At 56.4% G+C, this 20,205-nt stretch carries 23 protein-coding genes and 1 tRNA gene; 9 read left to right on the top strand and 15 right to left on the bottom strand.

The window, feature by feature from the left end; all coding sequences use genetic code 11:
* Window positions 1-86 precede the first annotated feature (86 nt).
* The 4 genes from C1J03_RS13270 to C1J03_RS13255 form a co-directional block, all read right to left on the bottom strand.
* Window positions 87-908, bottom strand: a complete 822-nt coding sequence (locus C1J03_RS13270; protein ID WP_114887033.1) for an arginyltransferase — start codon at window positions 906-908, stop codon at window positions 87-89.
* Window positions 909-983: 75 nt separating this feature from the next.
* Complete coding sequence (locus C1J03_RS13265) at window positions 984-1,415, bottom strand: RDD family protein (protein ID WP_254694040.1); 432 nt, start codon at window positions 1,413-1,415, stop codon at window positions 984-986.
* 77 nt (window positions 1,416-1,492) lie between these two features.
* Window positions 1,493-1,903 carry a DUF2852 domain-containing protein gene (locus tag C1J03_RS13260; RefSeq protein ID WP_114887032.1) on the bottom strand — a complete coding sequence of 137 codons (411 nt, stop codon included), beginning with the start codon at window positions 1,901-1,903 and terminating at the stop codon, window positions 1,493-1,495.
* Window positions 1,904-2,025: 122 nt separating this feature from the next.
* The gene (locus C1J03_RS13255) at window positions 2,026-2,508 is read right to left on the bottom strand and encodes a YbaK/EbsC family protein (protein ID WP_114887031.1); all 483 of its coding nucleotides are present in this window, start codon (window positions 2,506-2,508) and stop codon (window positions 2,026-2,028) included.
* A 77-nt stretch (window positions 2,509-2,585) separates the two neighbouring features.
* On the opposite strand from C1J03_RS13255, the gene C1J03_RS13250 reads away from it, so the two are divergent.
* The 5 genes from C1J03_RS13250 to C1J03_RS13230 all read left to right on the top strand — a co-directional run bounded on the left by C1J03_RS13250 (window position 2,586) and on the right by C1J03_RS13230 (window position 8,356).
* A complete protein-coding gene (locus C1J03_RS13250; protein ID WP_114887030.1) occupies window positions 2,586-5,402 on the top strand; it encodes a bifunctional [glutamine synthetase] adenylyltransferase/[glutamine synthetase]-adenylyl-L-tyrosine phosphorylase in 2,817 nt (938 codons plus the stop codon).
* Window positions 5,399-5,668, top strand: coding sequence for a hypothetical protein (locus tag C1J03_RS13245; RefSeq protein ID WP_114887029.1), 270 nt, complete (start codon window positions 5,399-5,401; stop codon window positions 5,666-5,668). The genes C1J03_RS13250 and C1J03_RS13245 overlap by 4 nt, the downstream gene beginning before the upstream one ends.
* A gap of 144 nt (window positions 5,669-5,812) precedes the next feature.
* On the top strand, window positions 5,813-6,553 hold the full coding sequence (locus tag C1J03_RS13240) for a DUF6778 family protein (protein WP_114887028.1): 741 nt from the start codon (window positions 5,813-5,815) through the stop codon (window positions 6,551-6,553).
* 38 nt (window positions 6,554-6,591) lie between these two features.
* Window positions 6,592-7,806 carry an RSP_2647 family RNA methyltransferase gene (locus C1J03_RS13235; protein WP_114887027.1) on the top strand — a complete coding sequence of 405 codons (1,215 nt, stop codon included), beginning with the start codon at window positions 6,592-6,594 and terminating at the stop codon, window positions 7,804-7,806.
* A 1-nt stretch (window position 7,807) separates the two neighbouring features.
* Window positions 7,808-8,356 (top strand): RSP_2648 family PIN domain-containing protein, encoded by a 549-nt coding sequence (locus tag C1J03_RS13230; RefSeq protein WP_114887026.1) that lies wholly within the window; start codon window positions 7,808-7,810, stop codon window positions 8,354-8,356.
* 42 nt (window positions 8,357-8,398) lie between these two features.
* Here the strand turns inward: C1J03_RS13230 and C1J03_RS13225 are convergent, their stop codons facing one another.
* The 6 genes from C1J03_RS13225 to C1J03_RS13200 form a co-directional block, all read right to left on the bottom strand.
* Window positions 8,399-9,082: a M48 family metalloprotease gene (locus C1J03_RS13225; protein ID WP_114887025.1), complete on the bottom strand. Its 684-nt coding sequence runs from the start codon at window positions 9,080-9,082 to the stop codon at window positions 8,399-8,401.
* Between the two features lie 76 nt (window positions 9,083-9,158).
* Window positions 9,159-9,587 (bottom strand): OsmC family protein, encoded by a 429-nt coding sequence (locus C1J03_RS13220; RefSeq protein WP_114887024.1) that lies wholly within the window; start codon window positions 9,585-9,587, stop codon window positions 9,159-9,161.
* Window positions 9,588-9,650: 63 nt separating this feature from the next.
* Window positions 9,651-10,838, bottom strand: coding sequence for a vWA domain-containing protein (locus C1J03_RS13215; protein WP_114887023.1), 1,188 nt, complete (start codon window positions 10,836-10,838; stop codon window positions 9,651-9,653).
* Window positions 10,839-10,848: 10 nt separating this feature from the next.
* On the bottom strand, window positions 10,849-11,016 hold the full coding sequence (locus C1J03_RS13210; RefSeq protein ID WP_114887022.1) for an apolipoprotein acyltransferase: 168 nt from the start codon (window positions 11,014-11,016) through the stop codon (window positions 10,849-10,851).
* Between the two features lie 13 nt (window positions 11,017-11,029).
* Window positions 11,030-12,376 carry a DUF2927 domain-containing protein gene (locus C1J03_RS13205; protein WP_254694039.1) on the bottom strand — a complete coding sequence of 449 codons (1,347 nt, stop codon included), beginning with the start codon at window positions 12,374-12,376 and terminating at the stop codon, window positions 11,030-11,032.
* 211 nt (window positions 12,377-12,587) lie between these two features.
* Window positions 12,588-13,427, bottom strand: coding sequence for an AAA family ATPase (locus C1J03_RS13200; RefSeq protein ID WP_114887020.1), 840 nt, complete (start codon window positions 13,425-13,427; stop codon window positions 12,588-12,590).
* Between the two features lie 168 nt (window positions 13,428-13,595).
* Here C1J03_RS13200 and dksA point away from each other — a divergent pair, with 168 nt between their 5' ends.
* On the top strand, window positions 13,596-14,018 hold the full coding sequence (dksA, locus tag C1J03_RS13195; RefSeq protein WP_114887019.1) for an RNA polymerase-binding protein DksA: 423 nt from the start codon (window positions 13,596-13,598) through the stop codon (window positions 14,016-14,018).
* A 74-nt stretch (window positions 14,019-14,092) separates the two neighbouring features.
* Window positions 14,093-15,253, top strand: a complete 1,161-nt coding sequence (locus C1J03_RS13190) for an FAD-dependent monooxygenase (protein WP_114888999.1) — start codon at window positions 14,093-14,095, stop codon at window positions 15,251-15,253.
* 29 nt (window positions 15,254-15,282) lie between these two features.
* Here the strand turns inward: C1J03_RS13190 and C1J03_RS13185 are convergent, their stop codons facing one another.
* Window positions 15,283-16,329: an ornithine cyclodeaminase gene (locus C1J03_RS13185; protein WP_114887018.1), complete on the bottom strand. Its 1,047-nt coding sequence runs from the start codon at window positions 16,327-16,329 to the stop codon at window positions 15,283-15,285.
* An 87-nt stretch (window positions 16,330-16,416) separates the two neighbouring features.
* Window positions 16,417-17,337, bottom strand: coding sequence for an arginase (rocF, locus tag C1J03_RS13180; RefSeq protein WP_114887017.1), 921 nt, complete (start codon window positions 17,335-17,337; stop codon window positions 16,417-16,419).
* A gap of 107 nt (window positions 17,338-17,444) precedes the next feature.
* On the opposite strand from rocF, the gene C1J03_RS13175 reads away from it, so the two are divergent.
* Window positions 17,445-17,876: an Lrp/AsnC family transcriptional regulator gene (locus C1J03_RS13175; RefSeq protein WP_114888998.1), complete on the top strand. Its 432-nt coding sequence runs from the start codon at window positions 17,445-17,447 to the stop codon at window positions 17,874-17,876.
* On the opposite strand, the gene C1J03_RS13170 is transcribed toward C1J03_RS13175, so the two are convergent.
* Both C1J03_RS13170 and C1J03_RS13165 read right to left on the bottom strand, forming a co-directional pair.
* Window positions 17,873-18,328, bottom strand: coding sequence for a disulfide bond formation protein B (locus C1J03_RS13170; protein ID WP_114887016.1), 456 nt, complete (start codon window positions 18,326-18,328; stop codon window positions 17,873-17,875). The genes C1J03_RS13175 and C1J03_RS13170 overlap by 4 nt on opposite strands.
* On the bottom strand, window positions 18,325-18,903 hold the full coding sequence (locus tag C1J03_RS13165; RefSeq protein ID WP_114887015.1) for a YqaA family protein: 579 nt from the start codon (window positions 18,901-18,903) through the stop codon (window positions 18,325-18,327). The genes C1J03_RS13170 and C1J03_RS13165 overlap by 4 nt, the downstream gene beginning before the upstream one ends.
* A gap of 108 nt (window positions 18,904-19,011) precedes the next feature.
* On the opposite strand from C1J03_RS13165, the gene C1J03_RS13160 reads away from it, so the two are divergent.
* Window positions 19,012-19,095: transfer RNA gene (locus C1J03_RS13160), tRNA-Leu, on the top strand.
* 186 nt (window positions 19,096-19,281) lie between these two features.
* Here the strand turns inward: C1J03_RS13160 and C1J03_RS13155 are convergent.
* On the bottom strand, window positions 19,282-20,205 hold the full coding sequence (locus C1J03_RS13155; RefSeq protein WP_114887014.1) for an SMP-30/gluconolactonase/LRE family protein: 924 nt from the start codon (window positions 20,203-20,205) through the stop codon (window positions 19,282-19,284).

Genomic DNA, 20,205 nt, shown 5'->3' with positions numbered 1-20,205 from the left:
TCGGACCCAATGCGAGCCAAGCGCCGAACGCGCCTCTTCAAGGGGGGAACATCCCACCACCCGGTCGTGAAAATTTTAGGAAAAGCTTAGCGGTTTGGACGCGCCAAATCGGGCAAAGATATATTCGCCACTTGTTCTGCAATGGGATCATTGCTCAAGGGGTGCACCTTTGCTTGGAATTCTTCTGGGTTGCGCATCTTTTGCCAACTTCCGCCCATATAGACCTCGAGGCCTGAGAACTTGGCCTTGTAGCCCATCTTTTGGCTGCCTGGGACCCAATAGCCAAGGTAGACATAGGGCAGTCCTGCAGCGCGGGCGATTTCAATGTGATCAAGGATGATATAATTGCCCAACCCGTCGCTCGGCCGGTCAGGGGTGTAGAATGAATACACCATACTCACCCCGTCCCCCAGAACATCTGTCAGGCAGACACCCACCAGTTCATCTGTCTCGGCATCCGTATATTCAATCACTCGGCTGCGGATCGGCGTCTCTTCGACCATCGCGGCGAATTCGAACACATCCATATCCGCCATGCCGCCATCCGCGTGGCGGCTGTCGAGGTAGCGACGAAAGAGAGTGTATTGGTCTTCAGTGGCCCAAGGTGACGTCGCACTGCGCGTCAGACCGGCATTGCGCCGGATGGTGCGGCGCTGGCTTTTGGTCGGTGCAAACGCGCTGACATCGATCCGGGCCGACAAACAGGCGGCACAATCGGTGCACGATGGTCGGTAAAGTACATTTTGGCTGCGTCTAAACCCTTGGCCCGATAGGCTGTCGTTCAAACGCGCGGCGTTTTCGCCCTGTAGGGCGGTGAACAGCTTACGCTCCATCCGTCCTTCAAGGTAAGGACAAGGCTGTGGAGCCGTCACATAAAATTGCGGAGCTATGGGAAGTGAATGGCGCATTAGAATCCGTCTATAATGCCCAAAGCATAACAAGGCGGTTGCAACGCGCCAAGCTCTGATTTGCCGCGCTGTGCCTTAACCTTGTGCGCGGCGGTTCATCGCAACCGTCCCCAATGCCAGATCGCTCAGGCCTTGGCGGCGCTCGGTTGTGCACATCAGTACAATCGACACCAGTTGTAGGATCGGTAGTGCCATCGAGATCGAATAGCCCAACGTGTGAAAGAAAGCTTTTGGTAAATCAAAGGGGCGGTCGTCGCTGTCGCGCAGCTCAATCGCCATGAGCCACATACCCGGTGTCGCTGACATCCGCGAGATAGATATGACGCGATAAGCAAAGCCGACAACCAGCATCAGAAAGGGGAAAAAGAACAACCCCGTAAAGGCCGTGAAAGGGATAATCACAAGGCAGAGCAGCACGATAAGCACCATGTCGAGGACCCAAGCGAAAAAACGCTTGGTCGGTACATTTTCGTAGAATTGCGGCTGATCAATAGGGTCTGGGGACACGGGGGTAGGGCTCCGGTGTAGGTGGGCGTCACAAGGCCCCCCGTTTTGATACGGGAGGCCGGCGTTTTCAAGATGGTTTAGGCCGTTGCGGCATCGTCATTGCGCTTGGCACGTTCGTCCATGAACTGATCAAACTCAGACTTGTCCTTGGCTTCACGCAGGCGCTCAAGGAAGCTCTCGAAGTTGTTCTGCTCTTCTTCAAGGCGGCGCAACGTGTCGGCTTTGTAGGTGTCAAAAGCCTTGTTGCCGGTTGGGCGTGCCGCTGAGAATGTAGCACGGGTGCGGCGGGCGCAGGACGAGGATGAGAACATGCGTTTGCTCCAGATCATATATAGCATAAGGGCGAGGCCGACTGGCCAGAAGAAGATGTAACCAAGTACCATTGCGGCAATCCAGGCACTTTTGCCTTTGTCATCCAGCCAGTTTTCAGCGCGTGAAAACCAGCCTCCGCGAGGGGTGTAGCCAGCATTTTGTGTCAGTGTAGACATGTTTGTAGCCTTTCTGTTGGCGGTTCAGTTTTTCTGAGGAAAGGCTGTTAATGTAAATGCCCTTCACATCAACCAATATTGGGATTGGAAGGGCATTCGACAAGTGGTTATGTGAAGGTAATTTACATTAACTCTGAATTGGTAGTAAATTCAGATAGTTGCGCGTTAGAAATTTCTGACATTTTCGCCGGTTCAAGCCCGAAAACATGGTGCGGCGTGCCTGCAGCAGCCCAAATTTGAGCAAATCCGAGCAATTTGGCGTCCATCCATTTGCGTGTGTCACCGATGTGACCCACCGGCGATACGCCGCCGATGGCAAAGCCCGTTTGCTCACGTACGTCTGTCGCTTGCGCTTTGCCTAACGGTTCTCCTGCGAGGGCCGCCGCAAGTTCGAGATCAACTTGCGCGCCTCCACAGGTAATGAATAGGACAACGTCGCCCGACGTTTCACCGCGCAGGACAATCGACTTGGCGATCTGATCTACATCGCAGCCAAGGGCCGCAGCGGCGTCGGCTGCCGTCCGAGCCATCGCTGTCTCTCGAATGTCAGGGCAGATCCCCGCGGCTTCAAGGGCCGCACGTACACGTTTCAAACTTTTGCTCATGGCCGTTAACCTGCATATCGAGCAGGATGTGTGCAAGCCCATTGACGCCCCCCGGCACAGCCCGCAATGCTAACTTCATGACTGACGTTGCCCTTTCCCGCGCGCTGACCCGCTGTCCGCGTATTTTTAACAAGGCCCGTGCCGAAGACGCGCAGGTCCTTGCCGCCGGGTTTGATCCTGCTTTGCACGATGCCATAATCGGGATGGCCTCGACGTCACCTTATCTTATGCAGCTGTTGACGAAGGAAATCGCGTGGCTTGAGGCCGCTGTGAATGCACCCAAAACGGCGCTGGCGTCCCAGATCGCCGCCTTGCCCGAAGTGCCCCCAGATCAGTTGGCCAACACCTTGCGCCAAGGCAAACGACGCATGGCGTTGCTCACGGCACTCGCCGATTTGGGCGGCGCATGGTCGCTTGCTGAAGTGACTGGTGCCCTGACGGATTATGCGGATGCAGCTTGCGGCGCGGCCCTGCGCGCAGGTGTGGCGGCACAAATTAAGCGCGGCAAACTACCTGGCATGACCGAGGATGACCTCGAACAGGCAGGCGGCATGGTTGTGCTCGCGATGGGGAAAATGGGCGCGCACGAGCTGAATTATTCGTCTGATATCGACTTGATTTGCCTCTTTGACGAAACTCGCTTTGAGCACGCTGATTTTCACGATGCCCGTGCCGCCTTGATCAAAGCAACCCGCACGATGAGTGGCTTGCTGAGCGATCTGACCGCTGAAGGCTATGTCTTTCGGACTGATCTGCGCTTGCGCCCTGACCCTGCTGTCACGCCGGTTTGTCTGGGGATGGAAGCCGCGGAGCGTTATTACGAGAGCCTTGGCCGCACATGGGAACGCGCCGCGTATATCAAAGCGCGGCCCTGTGCTGGCGATATCGCAGCGGGAGATCGGTTCTTGGAGGGGTTGCGGCCCTTCGTTTGGCGCCGGCATCTGGATTTCGCCGCCATCCAAGACGCCCATGATATGCGCCTCGCGATCCGTGAGCACAAAGGTCTTGGCGGTCCGATCACGCTGCCGGGCCATAACATGAAGCTGGGACGGGGCGGCATACGCGAAATAGAGTTTTTCACGCAAACCCGGCAATTGATTGCAGGCGGGCGCGATGCGGAGTTGCGCGTGCGTGGCACCGTGCAAGGACTGTCGGTTCTTGCCGCCAAGGATTGGGTGCCGGACACGACAAGCCTTGAGTTGGCAGATCACTATACGTTTCACCGCACGGTCGAGCACCGTATGCAGATGGTTCAGGACGCACAGACCCACCAACTTCCCAAGACGGATGAAGGCTTTGATCGGCTGGCGGCGATGATGGACCGTGACGTTACAGAGCTGCGCACCGAACTGACAGAGCGGCTCGGGGCGGTGCACGGGCTGACCGAAGGCTTTTTTGCTGCCTCGCGCGCCACACCCGAAGCCGAGCCACCCGAACATGTCTTTGACGCTGCGGTTCTGGACCGGTGGCCAAGTTATCCCGCGCTGCGCAGCGAGCGTGGCTCTGCCATTTTTGAACGGTTAAAACCCACGCTGTTGGCCAAGCTGGCCGAAGCCGGAAAACCCGCCGAAGCATTGCTGGCATTTGACGGTTTTCTCGCAGGATTGCCCGCCGGGGTGCAACTTTTTTCATTATTGCGTGCCAATCCTCAACTTTCGGATTTGCTGATTGATATTGTCACGGCTTCTCCGGCCTTGGCCACGTATCTTGCGCGCAATGCTGCCGTCCTAGACGCCGTTATCGGTGGGGATTTCTTTTCTGAATGGCCGGGGCAGGCGACCCTGACGGAAAACCTCACAACCCGCTTAGAAGCCGAGCAGGATTACGAAAGCCAGCTTGATAGTGCTCGTGTTTGGGCCCGCGAATGGCATTTCCGTATCGGGGTTCACCACCTGCGGGGGCTGACTGATGCGCAGGCGGCTGGGGTGCAATACAGCGACTTGGCGCGTGCTGTCCTTGCAGCGATCTGGCCAGTTGTGATTACTGAATTTTCCAGACGCTTTGGACCTCCTCCGGGGCAGGGTGCTGTGATCCTTGGTATGGGTTCACTGGGTGCTGGGCAATTGACGGCAACCTCTGACTTGGATGTGATTGTCATTTATGACCCGGCGGATGTAGAGGCCTCGACCGGTCCGCGCTCGCTGCCTTCGCGGCAATATTATGCGCGCCTGACGCAAGCGATGATCACGGCAATGACTGCACCTATGTCGCAAGGTCGGCTTTATGAGGTCGACATGCGCTTGCGCCCGTCCGGCACCAAAGGACCGGTAGCAACGAGCTTTTCGTCCTTTTGCAACTACCAACAATCCGAAGCTTGGGTGTGGGAGCATCTTGCCTTGACCCGTGCGCAGGTGGTTGCTGGGCCGGATGCACTTGCCAAACAGGTCGAGGCTTTCCGTTTAGAACTTTTGTCGCAAAAGCGCAATCCGGTGCATATCCTGTCTGAAACGGCTCAGATGCGCGAACGGATCGCGGCCGCGAAATCCCCCGCCGGGGTACTGGATGCCAAGATTGGCCCGGGCCGCTTGCAAGATATTGAGCTGTTCGCCCAAGCCGCAACGCTGATCGCTGGGGCCGCAACACGCGACATTCCATCTGGGATCGCAGCAGCAGAATCATCCGGGCTGTTAGGACCAAAGGATACTGAAGCGCTGCAGCACGCTTATACCCAAGCTTGGGCGCTTCAATCGGTGTCGCGCCTGCTGTCTGCGACGCCGTTGGAGGCGCAGAATTTGGGCCAAGCGGCACGGTCGTTTATCATTCGCGCATTGTCCGAAACGCCTGAAAGCGACACGCTGGCTGATCTGGAGGCGCTGTTGAGCCAGAGGTTTGACGCCGCCGCACAGATCATTACGTCAGCGTTAGGCGCGCCTAAGCAGGAGAATGAACCGTGAGCAAAGGCGATGCGGAAGACCCCAAAGGCCTCATTTTTGAAGCCTACCAGATTGAGGGCATCACGAAACCCGAATGCCGGACGATATTTCTTGATTGGGCACTCAGCTTGCCGTCTGAGTTTGACACCACCGCGACGATCCGGGTGCTGTTGGCGCGTTATGGCACGAGCGGCGATCACCCGATGAATGACGTGCTGTCCGAAGGATTGATCAGCATCGCAACACCGCGCCGCCGGGGCGGTTGGCGAAGCCGCGCACGGGACTAAATCCACTACCATTGGGGGAAAAAGCCCCTAAATGGTCCTGTGAATTTCATGCAATTGCCTAAGTGCAGCCTTATTTCACCCTCAACGTGAATCTCAGAAAAAAACATACGGGGCCGCTTTGAACAGCCCCAGAGGAGAGTTGAGATGATGCGTATGAAATTGATTGCAGCCCTTACTGTTGGTGTCGCTCTGTCCGCTTGTGGAAGCGTAGATTTTGCCAGCCGCAACGCGCCTTTTGAAGTACATAATGCGCCAAGCCTGGCCTTTGCAGACAACAACACAACAACAATTCAAGGCCCGTATGAGGCCGGTACAGCGCAGGCGTACCAGACAGCACCCACAGAGCCGACGGAAATGCCGGTCCAAATCCTGAACCGCGTGAGCGTGCAGCAAGTTAACGTGCTTGTACCGCAAAGCCTGCGCGTCTCGGAAGCAAACCGCTATTACCCCAGCGGTGATATCGTGTGGCGTGAAGACCCCATCGGTAACCGCCACGCTCAAGTCCAGCAGATCTTTCAAAATGCACTGGCCGCTGGAACCCAAAATCTGGATGGCGATGTGCCTGTCGTAATCGATGTCGTGGTCGAGCGTTTTCACGCCCTGACCGAAAAAGCCCGCTATACCGTTGGCGGCGTACACTCGATCCGCTTTAACATGGTGATCCGCGATGCCGAAACCGGGCAGGCGCTTTCGGCCCCACGGGTTGTTCGCGCTGATCTGGACGGTTTTGGTGGCCAGCAGGCGATCAACGCAGAAGCCCGTGGCGTGACCCAGAAAGTGCGCATCAGCAACCATCTTGCGGAAGTCATTCGCCAAGAATTGTCGCGCCCCGAAGGCTATGTAAACGCCAATCTCGGTTTCTTTCAGGCCGTCAACAAAATCTAACCTTTTGTTTGACGAACGAAACCCATAGGAGGGGCGCTATGACAATAGCGCCCTTTTCAACGTCTCACCCTCTTCCTGTAGTCCGGCTTCGGCCCAAGACGAATGCCCGTGCCATCCGGCATGGCGCGCCTTGGGTCTATGCCAATGAGCTGGTCACCGACCGCCGCACTAAAGGGCTGGTCCCCGGTGCGATAGCGCTCCTTGAAGATGAACTGCGCCAACCTTTGGGTGTGGTGACGGTCAACAACAATTCCAAGATCATCGCGCGGATGATGGATCAAGATCCAGAAGCCGTAATCGATCAAGCGTGGATGGCTAAACGCCTGGCCCGCGCCTTGGACCTGCGTAACAAGCTTTATGATGCGCCATACTACCGGTTGGTACATGCCGAAGCTGACGGCCTGCCGGGCGTTATTATTGACCGCTTTGGCGATACCTGCGTGATCCAACCCAATGCAGCATGGTCTGATGCGTTAATTGAACCGCTGACGGCCGCGTTGATCGAGGTGACTGGGGTCACTTGCGTGCTCAAGAACGCCGCTGGCCGCACCCGCAGCCTTGAGGGGCTTGATGATGTCAGCTCCGTCTTGGCCGGCACCGTACCCGATGGGCCAGTGCCTGTACCGATGAATGGCGCAATCTACATGGCCGATCTGACAGGTGGCCAGAAAACGGGCCTGTTTTATGACCAACGCCCCAACCACGCGTTTACAGCGTCGCTTTCACGCGGTGCGCGGGTGCTGGACGTGTTTGCGCATGTCGGTGGCTTTGGCCTTGCCGCTGTTGCAAATGGCGCGGTGAGCACGGTTTGCGTTGATGGTTCTGCCCCAGCGCTTGAGCTTGCCAGCCAAGGTGCGGCAGCCATGGGCGTGTCGGATCAACTGACAATCCGTCAAGGCGATGCATTCGATATGCTTGCCAAATTGCGGGCCGAAGAGGAGCAATTTGACGTGGTGGTCTGCGATCCTCCAGCTTTTGCACCTGCCAAACCTTCGTTAGAAGCAGGCTTACGCGCCTATGAACGCGTCGCACGTCTCGCAGCTCCACTTGTTGCGGAAAACGGTATTCTGGTTCTGTGTTCCTGTTCGCATGCTGCTGATATGACGCAATTCCGTGGCGCATGTGTGCGCGGCATTGGCCGTGCGGGTCGGCATGCAACGTTGATCCACACCGGATCTGCCGGTGCCGATCATCCACAACTGCCGCAGCTGGCAGAATCGGGCTACCTTAAATCGCTGTTCTTCCGGATCTGACGTGAAAGTTCTGCTAGACGCATGTGTGCTTTACCCCACGGTGATGCGCGAAATGCTCTTGGGCGTCGCGGCGCAGGGGGCATATACCCCGCTCTGGTCACCGCGCATCCTCGAAGAATGGGCCCGTGCCGCACGCAAGATCGGCCCAGAAGGCGAAATTCAGGCACGCGGCGAAGTTGCGCGCATTTCTGCGGCGTTTCCCAAGGCAGCGATTGAACCCGGCGAGGGGGTGCTCAGACGGCTTTGGTTGCCCGATCCAAATGACATTCATGTGCTGGGGGCCGCGATAACGGGCTATGCGGATGTGATCGTCACCATGAACGCCAAAGATTTTCCGCGCAATATATTGGCCGAAGAGGGCGTGTCGCGCGCAGACCCCGATGCCTTTTTATTCGGCCATTGGCAAGCCAGCCCTGAGGCTGTGCAAAGTGTGGCTGATAGCGTTTTGGCAGAGGCGCAACGGTTATCCGGACTTCCTTGGGAAATGCGTCGGTTGCTGAAAAAGGCGCGCCTTCCGAGATTAGCCAAGGCGCTGAGCAACAAGAATTAGAACTTCGGGTACAACATAAGTAGCGCCGCGTAACCTATTGAATTATTTATCCCATTTCGACTGAAGGGTCGTTAGTGCCGCAATGCGCTCGTCCGTCTTGGGGTGACTTAGTAACCAAGCTGGCGCGCGCCCGTGGTTGCTCTGTGTCAGGGCTTCAAGCTTTTCAAATAGCGAAATCTGTGGGGCCACGCCGATCCCGGCCTTGGTCAAAAGGGCTGCGGCATACGCGTCCGCTTCATATTCATCGCTGCGTGAAAGCTTTGCTGCCAGCAGCGTTGTTAGCGTATTGGCGATCCACATTCCGATCCCCGGAATAATCCGGCTTAGGATCATGCCAAGCGCCATACGCATCGCATTCTGTCCCGAAAAATCGATCATCCTTCGCCGTGAATGACCCAAGGCGACATGTCCCAACTCGTGGGCGATAACACTGGCAAGTTCTTCTGCGGTTACTTCGCCGGCGCGAAATTTGTTATAAAAGCCGCGCGTGATGAAAATCCGCCCATCAGGTGCCGCAAGGCCGTTTACCGGCTCAATCTCATAAATATGGACTTTGATCCGGTCTAGATCCAGCGCGCGCGCCATCTTGTTGCTCATCTCATTAAGCTTGGGGTCCACAAGCACGGTGGATTTTTCATCAAGCTCCTTGGCTGTACGCCAGGCCGAAAAGCGGTACATTGCTACGCCGTAGGCGATTGCCAGCAGGATGGGAAGGACGCGTATCATGTATGTTATATGGGTCCGTAAGGGGGGCAGGGCAAGCGATTGCCCCACCTCTTTTTAACGTTAGCCAAACTAGAGATTAGACAAGTTTGGCATCCATGGTGATTTCTGCGGTCATCAGCTTTGAGATCGGGCAGTTTTCTTTGGCTGTTTGAGCGGCCTCTGCGAACTGCTCCTCTGTGGCGTTTGGGATTTTCGCCGTTACGTCCAAATGGATTTTTGGGATCGAAAAACCACCGTCACTTTGCTCCAGATATACTGTCGCCGTAGTTTCGATGCTATCAGCGACCAGATCATGGCCACCCAGCACCATCGACAGCGCCATTGAGAAACAAGACGCATGTGCCGCCCCAATCAGCTCTTCTGGGTTTGTGCCAGCGCCGCCTTCAAACCGGGTGTTAAATCCGTAAGGTTGGTTGTCCAAAACGCCTGTTTGCGTCGACACTTGGCCTTTGCCAGTCTTTAGATCGCCTGACCATTTGGCAGAGCCCGTTTTTTTGATCGCCATCTGAATTTCCTCTCATTGATTTCAAGGGTATCGTATCGCGAAAAAGACAACATTTCCGGCCGCTTACCGGGTCAGCGCCTTCATTCCGCGCGACAAACCTTCCAAGGTCATGGGAACCATTGCATCAGCCCCAAAAATCTCGCGGATCATCGCGATGGACTGGGTGTATTCCCAGTATTTTTCCGGGATCGGGTTGATCCATAAATTACTTTGCCACTGGTCTTGCGCGCGGGTCAACCACGTCGCTCCTGCTTCGGCGTTCCAATGCTCGCTGGCACCACCAGCGTAAGCGATCTCATAAGGTGACATCGACGCATCACCCACAAAAATGCACTTATAATCGGGCCCATAGGTGCGAAGTACTTCGTGGGTTGGCAGTTGCGCATCCCAGCGGCGCCGGTTGTCGCGCCATACGCCTTCGTACAGGCAGTTATGAAAATAGAAATATTCCAGATGCTTGAATTCTGCGCGCGCGGCAGAAAAAAGCTCTTCGACCACTTTGATATGCGGGTCCATGGATCCGCCAACATCAAGGAACAATAGAACCTTCACAGCATTGCGCCGCTCCGGCCTGGTTTTCACATCGAGATATCCGTGTTCGGCCGTGGCGCGGATGGTGCCGCCCAGATCAAACTCTTCTTGCGCGCCATCACGTGCCCAACGGCGCAGACGTTTTAGCGCAACCTTGATGTTGCGCGTTCCCAATTCAACGCTGTCGTCAAAATTGCGAAACTCGCGTTTGTCCCAAACCTTGACCGCGCGCTGGTGGCGCGAGCCGTCCTGACCGATCCGCACTCCTTCGGGGTTATAGCCATAAGCCCCAAACGGCGAGGTACCCGCCGTGCCGACCCATTTGCTGCCGCCCTGATGCCGGCCTTTTTGCTCTTCGAGACGTTTCTTCAGCGTCTCCATCAGCTTATCAAACCCACCAGCGGCCTGAATTTCGGCCATTTCTTCGGGGCTTAGGTGCTTTTCGGCCATTTTCTCTAGCCATTCGCGGGGTAATTCAACGGCCTCAAGCACATCTTCCAATTGGATATTTTCGATCCCCTTGAACGCGGCGGCAAAAGCCTGGTCGAATTTGTCGATGTTGCGCTCGTCCTTCACCATCGCGACCCGCGCGAGGTAATAAAACGCATCAACGTCGTAGGTCACAATGCCAGCGGCCATTCCATCAAGGAATGCGAGGAATTCGCGCAAAGAAACGGGTAGTTTATGTCGGCGTAGCTGATCAAAAAAGGGGAGGAACATGTGCGTCCCCTCAGCTGGTCAGACGGTCAATGATTACGGTTGCGAACATGCCGACAATGACAAAAGCAAGGCCGTAACCGGCCGCGTATTGCGCGATATCCTTGCGGTTGCCGCGCCTGCGTTTTGCGGTTGTCCCGCCAATAATCGCCCCAAGAAGTGCAGCCGCAATTACGATCATTGCAATGTCCTATTTATCCTTTGCGCGGGTTCAGCGAGGCGACCTCGTTGAGTTTTGCCCGCACAGCCCAATCAGGTCCAAAGCCGTAGCGCGCCCATCCCAGACTGTCCAGTCTGACCGAACTGGCCTCAAGCGGTCTGGTTTGCAGTTCAAGCGCTTCGGCGCGCAACATCATCAGTGTGGCAAGCAGCGCGGCGTTTTCAGCTTTGCGCGCGGCTTGTGTATGTGGGGCAATCAGCCGCAGCGCGCCGTCCCCATCGCCTTGCGAAACGGCCTGTGCCGCCAATTGGGTGGCAACATAAGAACGGTGCAGGCTGGTTTCGGGGGCGGCCTTGTAAACACGATCAGCCGTTCGAAAATGGCTGTGTGCTGCGACAGAGTCGCTTGATTGCAGCACTCGGCCCATGGCGTAATGCGAAAAAGCGAGCCGGTGATCCGTCCATCCCTCGGCTTCAGCAATTTGGATCGCGCGCGCGGCCGAATTGCGTCGGTTGGCGCTGGATGTCTGAGGTCCCAGCGCTTTTTCGATCGCTTGTTTCCATGCTTGCGGTGTTGGGCCCACGCGTAGCGCTGCAACACGCGCGCCGCCAGGGTTCATCCGGGCCAAAATGCCGGGCAGGGCAGCTGCCACTGCGTTGCGGTCCATACCGGTGCGCAGTTCTGGCGCATACGTAATCCGCAGCATCAGCATGTCAAAGCCGGTCAGAACGGTATGAACATTGTCATCGTTGAAAACCGAATTCGGCAACCGGTACAAATCGTTGAGCGGTCCCAGCGCTTGGGCCAGTTCTTCGTGCAGGCAATCGCGCGCCTCTTGGGGGCTGACATCACTAGGAAGGAAAATCGCGAGCTTTTTGCGTTCGCGCAGCAGCGCCCAGTTGGTTTTGTCCTTGCGCCGGGCTTTTCGGTATTCGCGCAATGATGACACGTTAGGGGCCACAAAACAGGCCGCATTGGGGAGTATTTTGCGGATTTCATCTCGAGTGACTGCTTGAATGGTGATGTTGGCTGGCCCACGGGAGGACTGGGTGATTGCAATGCCGGCCTCGTTGCGCAGCCGTTCCAGTAGGCGGGTTAAATCATGCTGCATCGTTGGGAGCGGTGTGCCGGTGACCGTGACAGAAATCGGCCCTTCAAAGCGGGTAAAGACGGGCAGGGCGCGCCCGTTTTCCAATGAAAATGACAGATCCAGAAAATCACGCGCCAAATCGCTGTTGGCACGCGGAGAAATCCGATGCGCCTCGCCCGCAAACACTTTGACCGGTGGCAGAGAGGTTTCTGCAATAACTGCGCGCCGCGTCACGCCCGTTTCAGCTGAAGGCACACAGGCTGCCAGCAACATCACAAATGACAGCGCCATACGCCCCTTCATCGTGCGGTGACCTTGCGGTCAGGCCACGTCATCGAAGCTGCGCACCGCGCAAAAATCGAGCGCATAACCCGCGCCGGGAGAATAATCATAGAGCCTGCCTTTTCGCCTCTGTCAGAGGTCTATCGCCTCCGTACTCTCCCAGCTTAGGGGCGAATCTAGGAAAAACAACGACAAAACCGGCAGTTGGCGGATGCGTGCCCTATCGTTGCCCCCGTGCCATAAAGGCGAGCCGCTCAAAAAGATGCACGTCCTGCTCGTTCTTCAACAGCGCCCCATGAAGCTTGGGCAATGCGGTCTTTCCATCATGCTTGAGGTCTTCAGCATCCATGTCCTCTGCCAAGAGCAGCTTGAGCCAATCAAGTACTTCGGATGTCGACGGCTTTTTCTTGAGCCCTTGTTGTTCACGAATATCGTAAAACTGGGTCAAGGCAGTGGTGAGCAGGTCTTGTTTGATGTTCGGATGGTGCACGGCCACGATCTGCTTGAGCGTCTCCATCTCTGGAAAGCGAATGTAGTGGAAAAAGCAGCGGCGCAAAAACGCGTCCGGCAGCTCTTTTTCATTGTTAGAGGTGATGATGACGATAGGGCGGTGCACGGCTTTGACCATCTCGCCGGTCTCGTAAACGTAGAATTCCATCTTATCGAGTTCTTGCAGCAAGTCGTTGGGGAATTCGATATCGGCCTTGTCGATTTCGTCGATCAGCAGCACAACTTTGCCCGTCGCCTCAAACGCCTGCCATAGCTTGCCTTTGCGAATGTAGTTGGACACATCATGTACGCGCTCTTCGCCCAACTGGCTGTCGCGCAGACGACTTACGGCATCATATTCATAGAGTCCTTGTTGCGCCCTTGTGGTGGATTTGATGTTCCATTCAATCATAGGTAGTCCAAGCGCGGAGGAGACCTGACGCGCCAATTCCGTCTTGCCGGTGCCAGGTTCGCCTTTGACGAGTAAAGGGCGCTCCAGCGTAACAGCAGCGTTGACAGCTATCTTGAGGTCATCTGTGGCGACATAGTCATCTGTGCCTTGGAATTTCATAACGGTTTCAATCTCCTGTGAGGCGACGTTGCTTTCCGTCTTTTAGCCATATTACGCACCAATTGTGTAGTGACAATCGCTGGGGCCTAGGTTAGACGCAGCCTCAAGTAAGAGATAGCGAAGGGACAGGTCCTCGTGTCAGATTTGAAGTACGCTAAGGGGAAAAAAATGAAGCAGGAAGTGTTTCTGCCGGATGATTACGTCCCGGCCGATGACGAGCCGTTCATGAATGATCGGCAAATCGAATATTTTCGCCGCAAGCTGCTCAACTGGAAGGTTGAACTGCAAGCCGGCAGTCGTGATACGATCGAAGCATTGCAGGACGGTACCCGCAATATTCCCGATGTCACGGACCGCGCAAGCGAAGAAACGGACCGCGCACTTGAGTTGCGGACACGGGATCGCCAACGCAAATTGGTCAGTAAAATTGACAGCGCACTGCGCCGCATCGACGAAGATGAATTCGGCTTTTGCTCAGTAACTGGCGATCCGATTTCACTCAAGCGTCTTGATGCCCGGCCCATCGCCACGATGAGCCTAGAGGCCCAAGAAAAGCACGAGCGCCGCGAAAAAGTACACCGCGACGACTGATCGCGCTTTGAAGAACAGAAAGAAGCGCCGTAGTGAAAACTGCGGCGTTTTTTCGTAAGCAAAAGCAGGATGCTATGAAAATCAGCAATGCGATTGTGATTGGTGCCGGTGTGGCGGGGCTCGCGACTGCCACGGCGCTGGCGCGGCAAGGCATTGCGGTGACGGTGCTTGAACAAGCAGACGCCATCCGTGAAATCGGTGCAGGCTTGCAAATCAGCCCCAATGGCCTTGCTGTTCTGCGCGCACTTGGGCTGACCCGCGTGTTGGCAGCTTACCATCCCGTTACCGCGCAGGCTGTGGTTCTGCGTGCTTTTGACCAGCCGGATTCAGGCCCCGTCGCGCGGCTGGACCTGAGCCGGTACAGCGCCGAGCACCGCTATCTTTTTGTGCACCGCGCTGATCTGATCGCTTGCCTGCAAAATGCCGCACGCCAGGCCAATGTCAGTTTTGAGATGAACGCTCATGTCGCCCGCGTTATCCCCGGTGCGATGCCAACCTTGCACATGGACGATGGGTCCACCCGCAAAGCAGAGCTGATCGTGGGGGCTGACGGTATCCGTTCAGTCGCGCGCGGCGTGTTGAACGGGGCAGATGCGGCAACATTCTCAGGTCAGGTGGCATGGCGCGCGGTTGTTCCAAACAGTGTCGATCACCCAGATGTGGCGCAGGTGACGATGGGGCCGGGGCGCCATTTGGTGAGCTATCCTTTGCGCGGTGGCAAGTTGGTTAATCTGGTTGCCGTGGAAGAGTGCAAAGAGTGGGCCGCAGAAGGCTGGATGCAGGCGGACGAGCCCGAAAACCTACGCGCTGCCTTTGCAGATTTTGGCGGTATGCCGGCTAAAATGCTGAACGCTGTGCGCGACGTGACTTTGTGGGGCCTGCATCATCATCCCGTAGCGCAACAGTGGACCGCGCAGGGCGTGGCGCTTGTTGGGGATGCAGCACACCCCACGCTGCCGTTTTTGGCGCAAGGGGCCAATATGGCGCTCGAAGATGCGTGGGTGCTGGCTGATTGCATCACAAAGGGCCTGCCGCTTGAAATCTATCAGTCGCGCCGCCACAAACGCGTCACCCGTGTCATTCGTACGGCCAAGGGCAACGCGCGGCGCTATCACTTGCGCCCCGGTCCGGTCCGCTGGGCCGCGCATACCGGCCTTCGGCTGGGCAGCACGTTTGCACCGGGGGTGATGCTGGGCGCGTTTGATTGGCTCTATAAGACCGACGTCACGAAATAGGCCGCCACAAATGCGGCGGCCCAGTCTCGTTACGCTTTGGCGCGCTGCACCATGCCAAAAAGATCACGGGGATCATCGGGATCGGCCAGCAAATCCAGCGGGTGAAAATACTCCGTCCCGCGGATCTGATCGCGCACATAGCGCAAGGCGGAAAAATCTTCGATTGCAAAGCCGACGCTGTCGAAAAGAGTAATCTGCTTGTCGTCGGTGCGCCCCTTGGCCTTGCCGGTCAGGACTTCCCAAATCTCGGTCACGGGATGGTCGGCTTCCAGCTGTTGGATTTCGCCCTCAACGCGGGTTTGCTCAGGGTATTCTACAAAGATGCCCGCGCGGTGCAGGATCGCGGGTGCAAGCTCGGTCTTGCCCGGGCAATCGCCACCAATGGCGTTGATGTGCACACCGGCCCCGACCATGTTGTCGGTTAAGATCGTGGCATATTGCTTGTCCGCCGTGCAGGTCGTGATGATCTGTGCACCCAGCATCGCATCCTCAGCAGAGGTGCATTGCACGACCTTAAGCCCATGGCCTGCAAGGTTTTCAGCACATTTCGCAGTGGCCGCTGGGTCAATGTCATAAAGCCGTACTTCGTCAATGCCGACGATGGCTTTCATTGCAAGGCTCTGGAATTCGGACTGCGCGCCATTTCCGATCATCGCCATGACATGGGCGCCTTTGGGGGCCAGCGTCCGCGCCACCAAAGCTGACGTCGCCGCCGTGCGCAGCGCCGTCAGAATGGTCATCTCGGAAAGTAAAACAGGGTATCCCGTGGCCACATCGGACAAAAGACCAAAGGCGGTGACCGTCTGCAAGCCGTCTGCGGTGTTATCAGGGTGGCCGTTCACATATTTGAAACCGTAGACGTCCCCATCAGAGGTCGGCATCAGCTCAATCACGCCAACATCAGAATGGCTGGCGACGCGCGGTGTCTTGTCGAACTGCTCCCAGCGTTTGAAATCTGTCTCAATGGCGTCGCAAATCCCGCGCAGCATCGGCTCAATCCCGACGTGGTGAATAAGCTTCATCATGTGATCAACGGATACGAAGGGCACGAGGGCCTTGGCGGATGGGCTGTTCATGTTCAGGTCTTTCTAAATTCGGGGAGTTTCCGGGGCTGTACGAAAATGAGGCCGCCGGATCAAAAGCGCGTTTTGGGGAAGGGGGGGTTAAAACGCCCTTGTTGGACGATCAAAGACACTGCGGCCTAGGGCCGACGCGGCAAGATCCACCATCAGCTGTGCAGTGCGGCCGCGCTCATCTAAAAATGGGTTCAACTCGACCAGATCCAGCGCTGTCATGAGACCACTGTCATAGAGCATCTCCATTACCAGATGACCTTCGCGGACCGTCGCGCCGCCCGGCACCGTGGTCCCGACCGCAGGCGCAACTGCGGGATCCAGAAAATCTACATCCAGCGACACATGCAGCAGGCCATTTGCGGCGGTGACTTTTTCCAAGAACTCAGTCAGCGGGCGGGCGATGCCGGTCTCGTCAATCTCGCGCATATCGACACGCTGGATTTTGGTTTCCTGCAATGCTGCGCGCTCCGCTGCATCTACAGAACGCAGTCCAATGATGGCAATGTTTTCTTGGGGTAAATCATAGGGCAGGGCCGGGAACCCATCAAATCCTTCTCGCCCCGTTACATAGCCCAAGGGTGTGCCATGAAGATTGCCACTGTCGGTGCTTTGGGGCGTGTGGAAATCGCTATGCGCATCAAGCCAGAGGACAAACAGCGGGCGACCCATCCGTTTTGCATGGCGCATTGAGCCCAGTACAGACCCCAATGCCAGCGCATGATCGCCGCCCATCACAATAGGCAAACCGTCATCAAGGGCGGTGTCGTTGGCATCTGCTAACGCTTCGGTCCAACCGATCGTTTCAACCAAAGCGTGGAGTTTGGCATGCGGGGTTTCAACAAAGGGGGCCGGTGCGACGTTGCCGCGGTCTTGGACGGTGTGGCCCAAATCAATCAAAGCTTCGGCCAGACCGGCAGTGCGGTAGGCGTCCGGACCCATCAGGCAGCCCCGACGGCGTTTGCCGCTGTCCATAGGTGCGCCGATCAAAATGCAATTGCGGTGTGTCACAACAAATCTCCAACTTGGTTTTTATCTTGATACGCGTCAAAAGGAGTGTATGAATAGATATATTTTTGATCAAAATGGTCAAAAGATATGCAAAATGGATAGCCAAAATGGACGAAACGGACGAACGGCTGATTTCTGCGCTACGTCATGATGCGCGGGCACCTTTGTCCACGCTTGCTGCCAATCTGACGTTGTCGCGCGCGACAGTGCGCGCTCGGATTGCGCGGCTTCAGGCGCGCGGCGATATTGTGGGCTTTACCGTGGTGACGCGTGCCGATGTGGCGCGTGATCCGGTGCGCGGGCTGATGATGATCGGTATTGAAGGGCGCGGCGCCGACCGCATCACACGCGTTCTTTCTGGCATGCCAGAGCTGCGCGCGGTTCATTCGACCAATGGCCGCTGGGACGTGATCGTAGAAATTGGTACCGAAACACTTGCGCAATTTGATGTCGTACTAAGCCGCATCCGCAAATTAGATGGTGTGACGACAAGTGAAACCAGCTTGCTTCTGAGTACGCGTAAATCGGGAACAGTCTAACGGCGGGCGGCTGCGATCCACAATCCAGCTAGGATCAGCGACAACACCATGTTCCATCCCGCCATGCTAAGGCCGGCCATTTGCCACGCGATGTCGTCGCAACGTACCAGCGGAGCGTCCATAATTTGGCTCAAAAGCTCATCCGCGCTAAGGCCGCCGATGGCACCGGATGTGCAGGTGGTTGGACCTTCCCACCAGCCTTGTTCAACCCCGGTGTGATACAGCCCGATATTTGCGCTCACGAGTGCTGCGATGGCACCGATCCATGCCAATTGTACGCGGTTCAGGACAAGTGCCAAAACCCCAATGGCGATTGCCACCGCATGCGGCCAACGTTGCCACAAGCACAGCTTGCACGGGGCCATGCCGCCCAAATGTTGAAAGCCGAATGCCCCCAGCAGCAGGGCCGCGGAACCCAAAGTTGCCAGTATGATCAGGATGCGCGGGTTCATAAGTACTTCACCACGATGAAGCCGCCGATGAGAAAGGCAAGGAATACGGTAAACACGATTCCCAAACGACGTTCGATAAAGTCGCGGATCGGTGCGCCAAACTTCCAGAGCAGACCTGCGACAATGAAGAACCGCAAGCCACGGGCAAGAATTGATGTGGTGATGAACACGCCCAGCGGCATTCCCGTCCAACCTGACATGATGGTGATGACCTTGTAGGGAAAGGGCGTAATGCCTGCGCCCAGAACCGCCCAAAATCCCAGATCGTTGAAACGGGTCGAGAACTCTTCCATTGCGTGCTCTTTACCCAGCGAGCTTAGAATCGGTTGCCCCAGCGTGTCAAAAGCCAGTGCGCCGATGGCATAGCCCAGCATTCCACCCAGAACAGACGCGACAAGCGCAACGCCTGCAATCAGAAACGCACGATTGGGTGCGGCTAAGATCATAGGGATCATAATGATGTCTGGCGGTATCGGAAAAAAGGAGCTTTCCACAAATGCGACAAGCGCCAGAACCCACAGTGCATGCGGGTGATCTGCAAGACTAAGCGTCCAATCATAGAGACGGCGGATCATGTGGGCGCTCCTTGGAATAAACTGCGGAAGGGACACCACCATTATGGCATCGGGTCAAGGGAATTTGCGCTTGATACGGCTCGCGTTGCGCGCTACATGCGTCGCGTGGCCCGAGTGGCGGAATGGTAGACGCAGGGGATTCAAAATCCCCCGCCGCGAGGCGTGCCGGTTCGAGTCCGGCCTTGGGTACCAAGGTTTACGAGGTGTCGGTGGTGTAGGTGAATTGCTTACTCCCACCGACACCCACCTACTTTTCTTTACATGTTCCGCGCCCACGCTGATTTACGCCCGCTTGTAGGCGTGTCGGTCAGTATCTTTTCGGTAAAGTTTCACAGCCTGGTCTACCCCGAGTTTAACTTCGGCATCCGGCGCAGGGGGTTATTGCAGGCCGTTTACATTTAAGTAAACGGAGTAGAGCGAACTGGTTCCCGCGATGAACAAACGATTGAGCTTGGGTCCACCAAAACACAAATTACCGACCATTTCGGGGATGTGGATTTTGCCAATCAGCTGACCGCTTTGTGAGATGCAATGGATGCCGTCTGCCGCGGAGGCCCAAATGCGCCTGTCCACATCAAGCCGAAACCCATCAAATACGCCATTTGTGCAATCCGCAAATACCTTGCTTGCACCAACTAATTTTCCGTCGGATTTTACGGTCAACGCGCGAATATGCGCAGGTCCGTCGGGATCGTGCGTCACACCGGTATCAGATACAAACAGAACCGCTTCATCAGCACTGAAGGCCAGCCCGTTGGGTTTCACAAAATCAGTTGCCACTGCGGTGACAACGCCATCGACAGGATCAACGCGGTAGACATGGCACCCGGCTTGTTCGGGCTCTGCACGGTCGCCTTCATAGTCCATCATGATGCCGTAGGAGGGATCGGTGAACCAGATGGAGCCATCGGATTTCACGACCACATCATTGGGTGAATTGAGCGGCTTTCCCTTATGGCGGTCCGCAATGACCGTGACAGATCCATCGTGTTCCGTCCGCGTCACGCGACGGGTCAAATGCTCGCAAGAGATCAATCTGCCTTGCCCGTCAACAGTATTGCCATTGGTGTTGTTGGACGGCTGGCGGAAAGTTGAAACGGACCCGTCAGTTTCGTCCCACCGCATCATCCTGTTGTTGGGAATGTCAGACCAGACAAGATAGCGTCCCGCAGGAAACCAGGCGGGGCCCTCTGACCACCGTGCACCTGTCCAAAGCCGTTCGACCCGCGCATGCCCGATGATGCAGTTGTTGAAAGACGGGTCCAATGCCTCAAATCCTGTGCCTTCTAACAAGCCGTACAT

Origin of the sequence: Sulfitobacter sp. SK012, assembly GCF_003352085.1 — a bacterium.
Lineage (GTDB): Bacteria > Pseudomonadota > Alphaproteobacteria > Rhodobacterales > Rhodobacteraceae > Sulfitobacter.
Note: the sequence above shows the minus strand (reverse complement) of the source record. Positions and strands in the feature narration are given on the sequence as shown.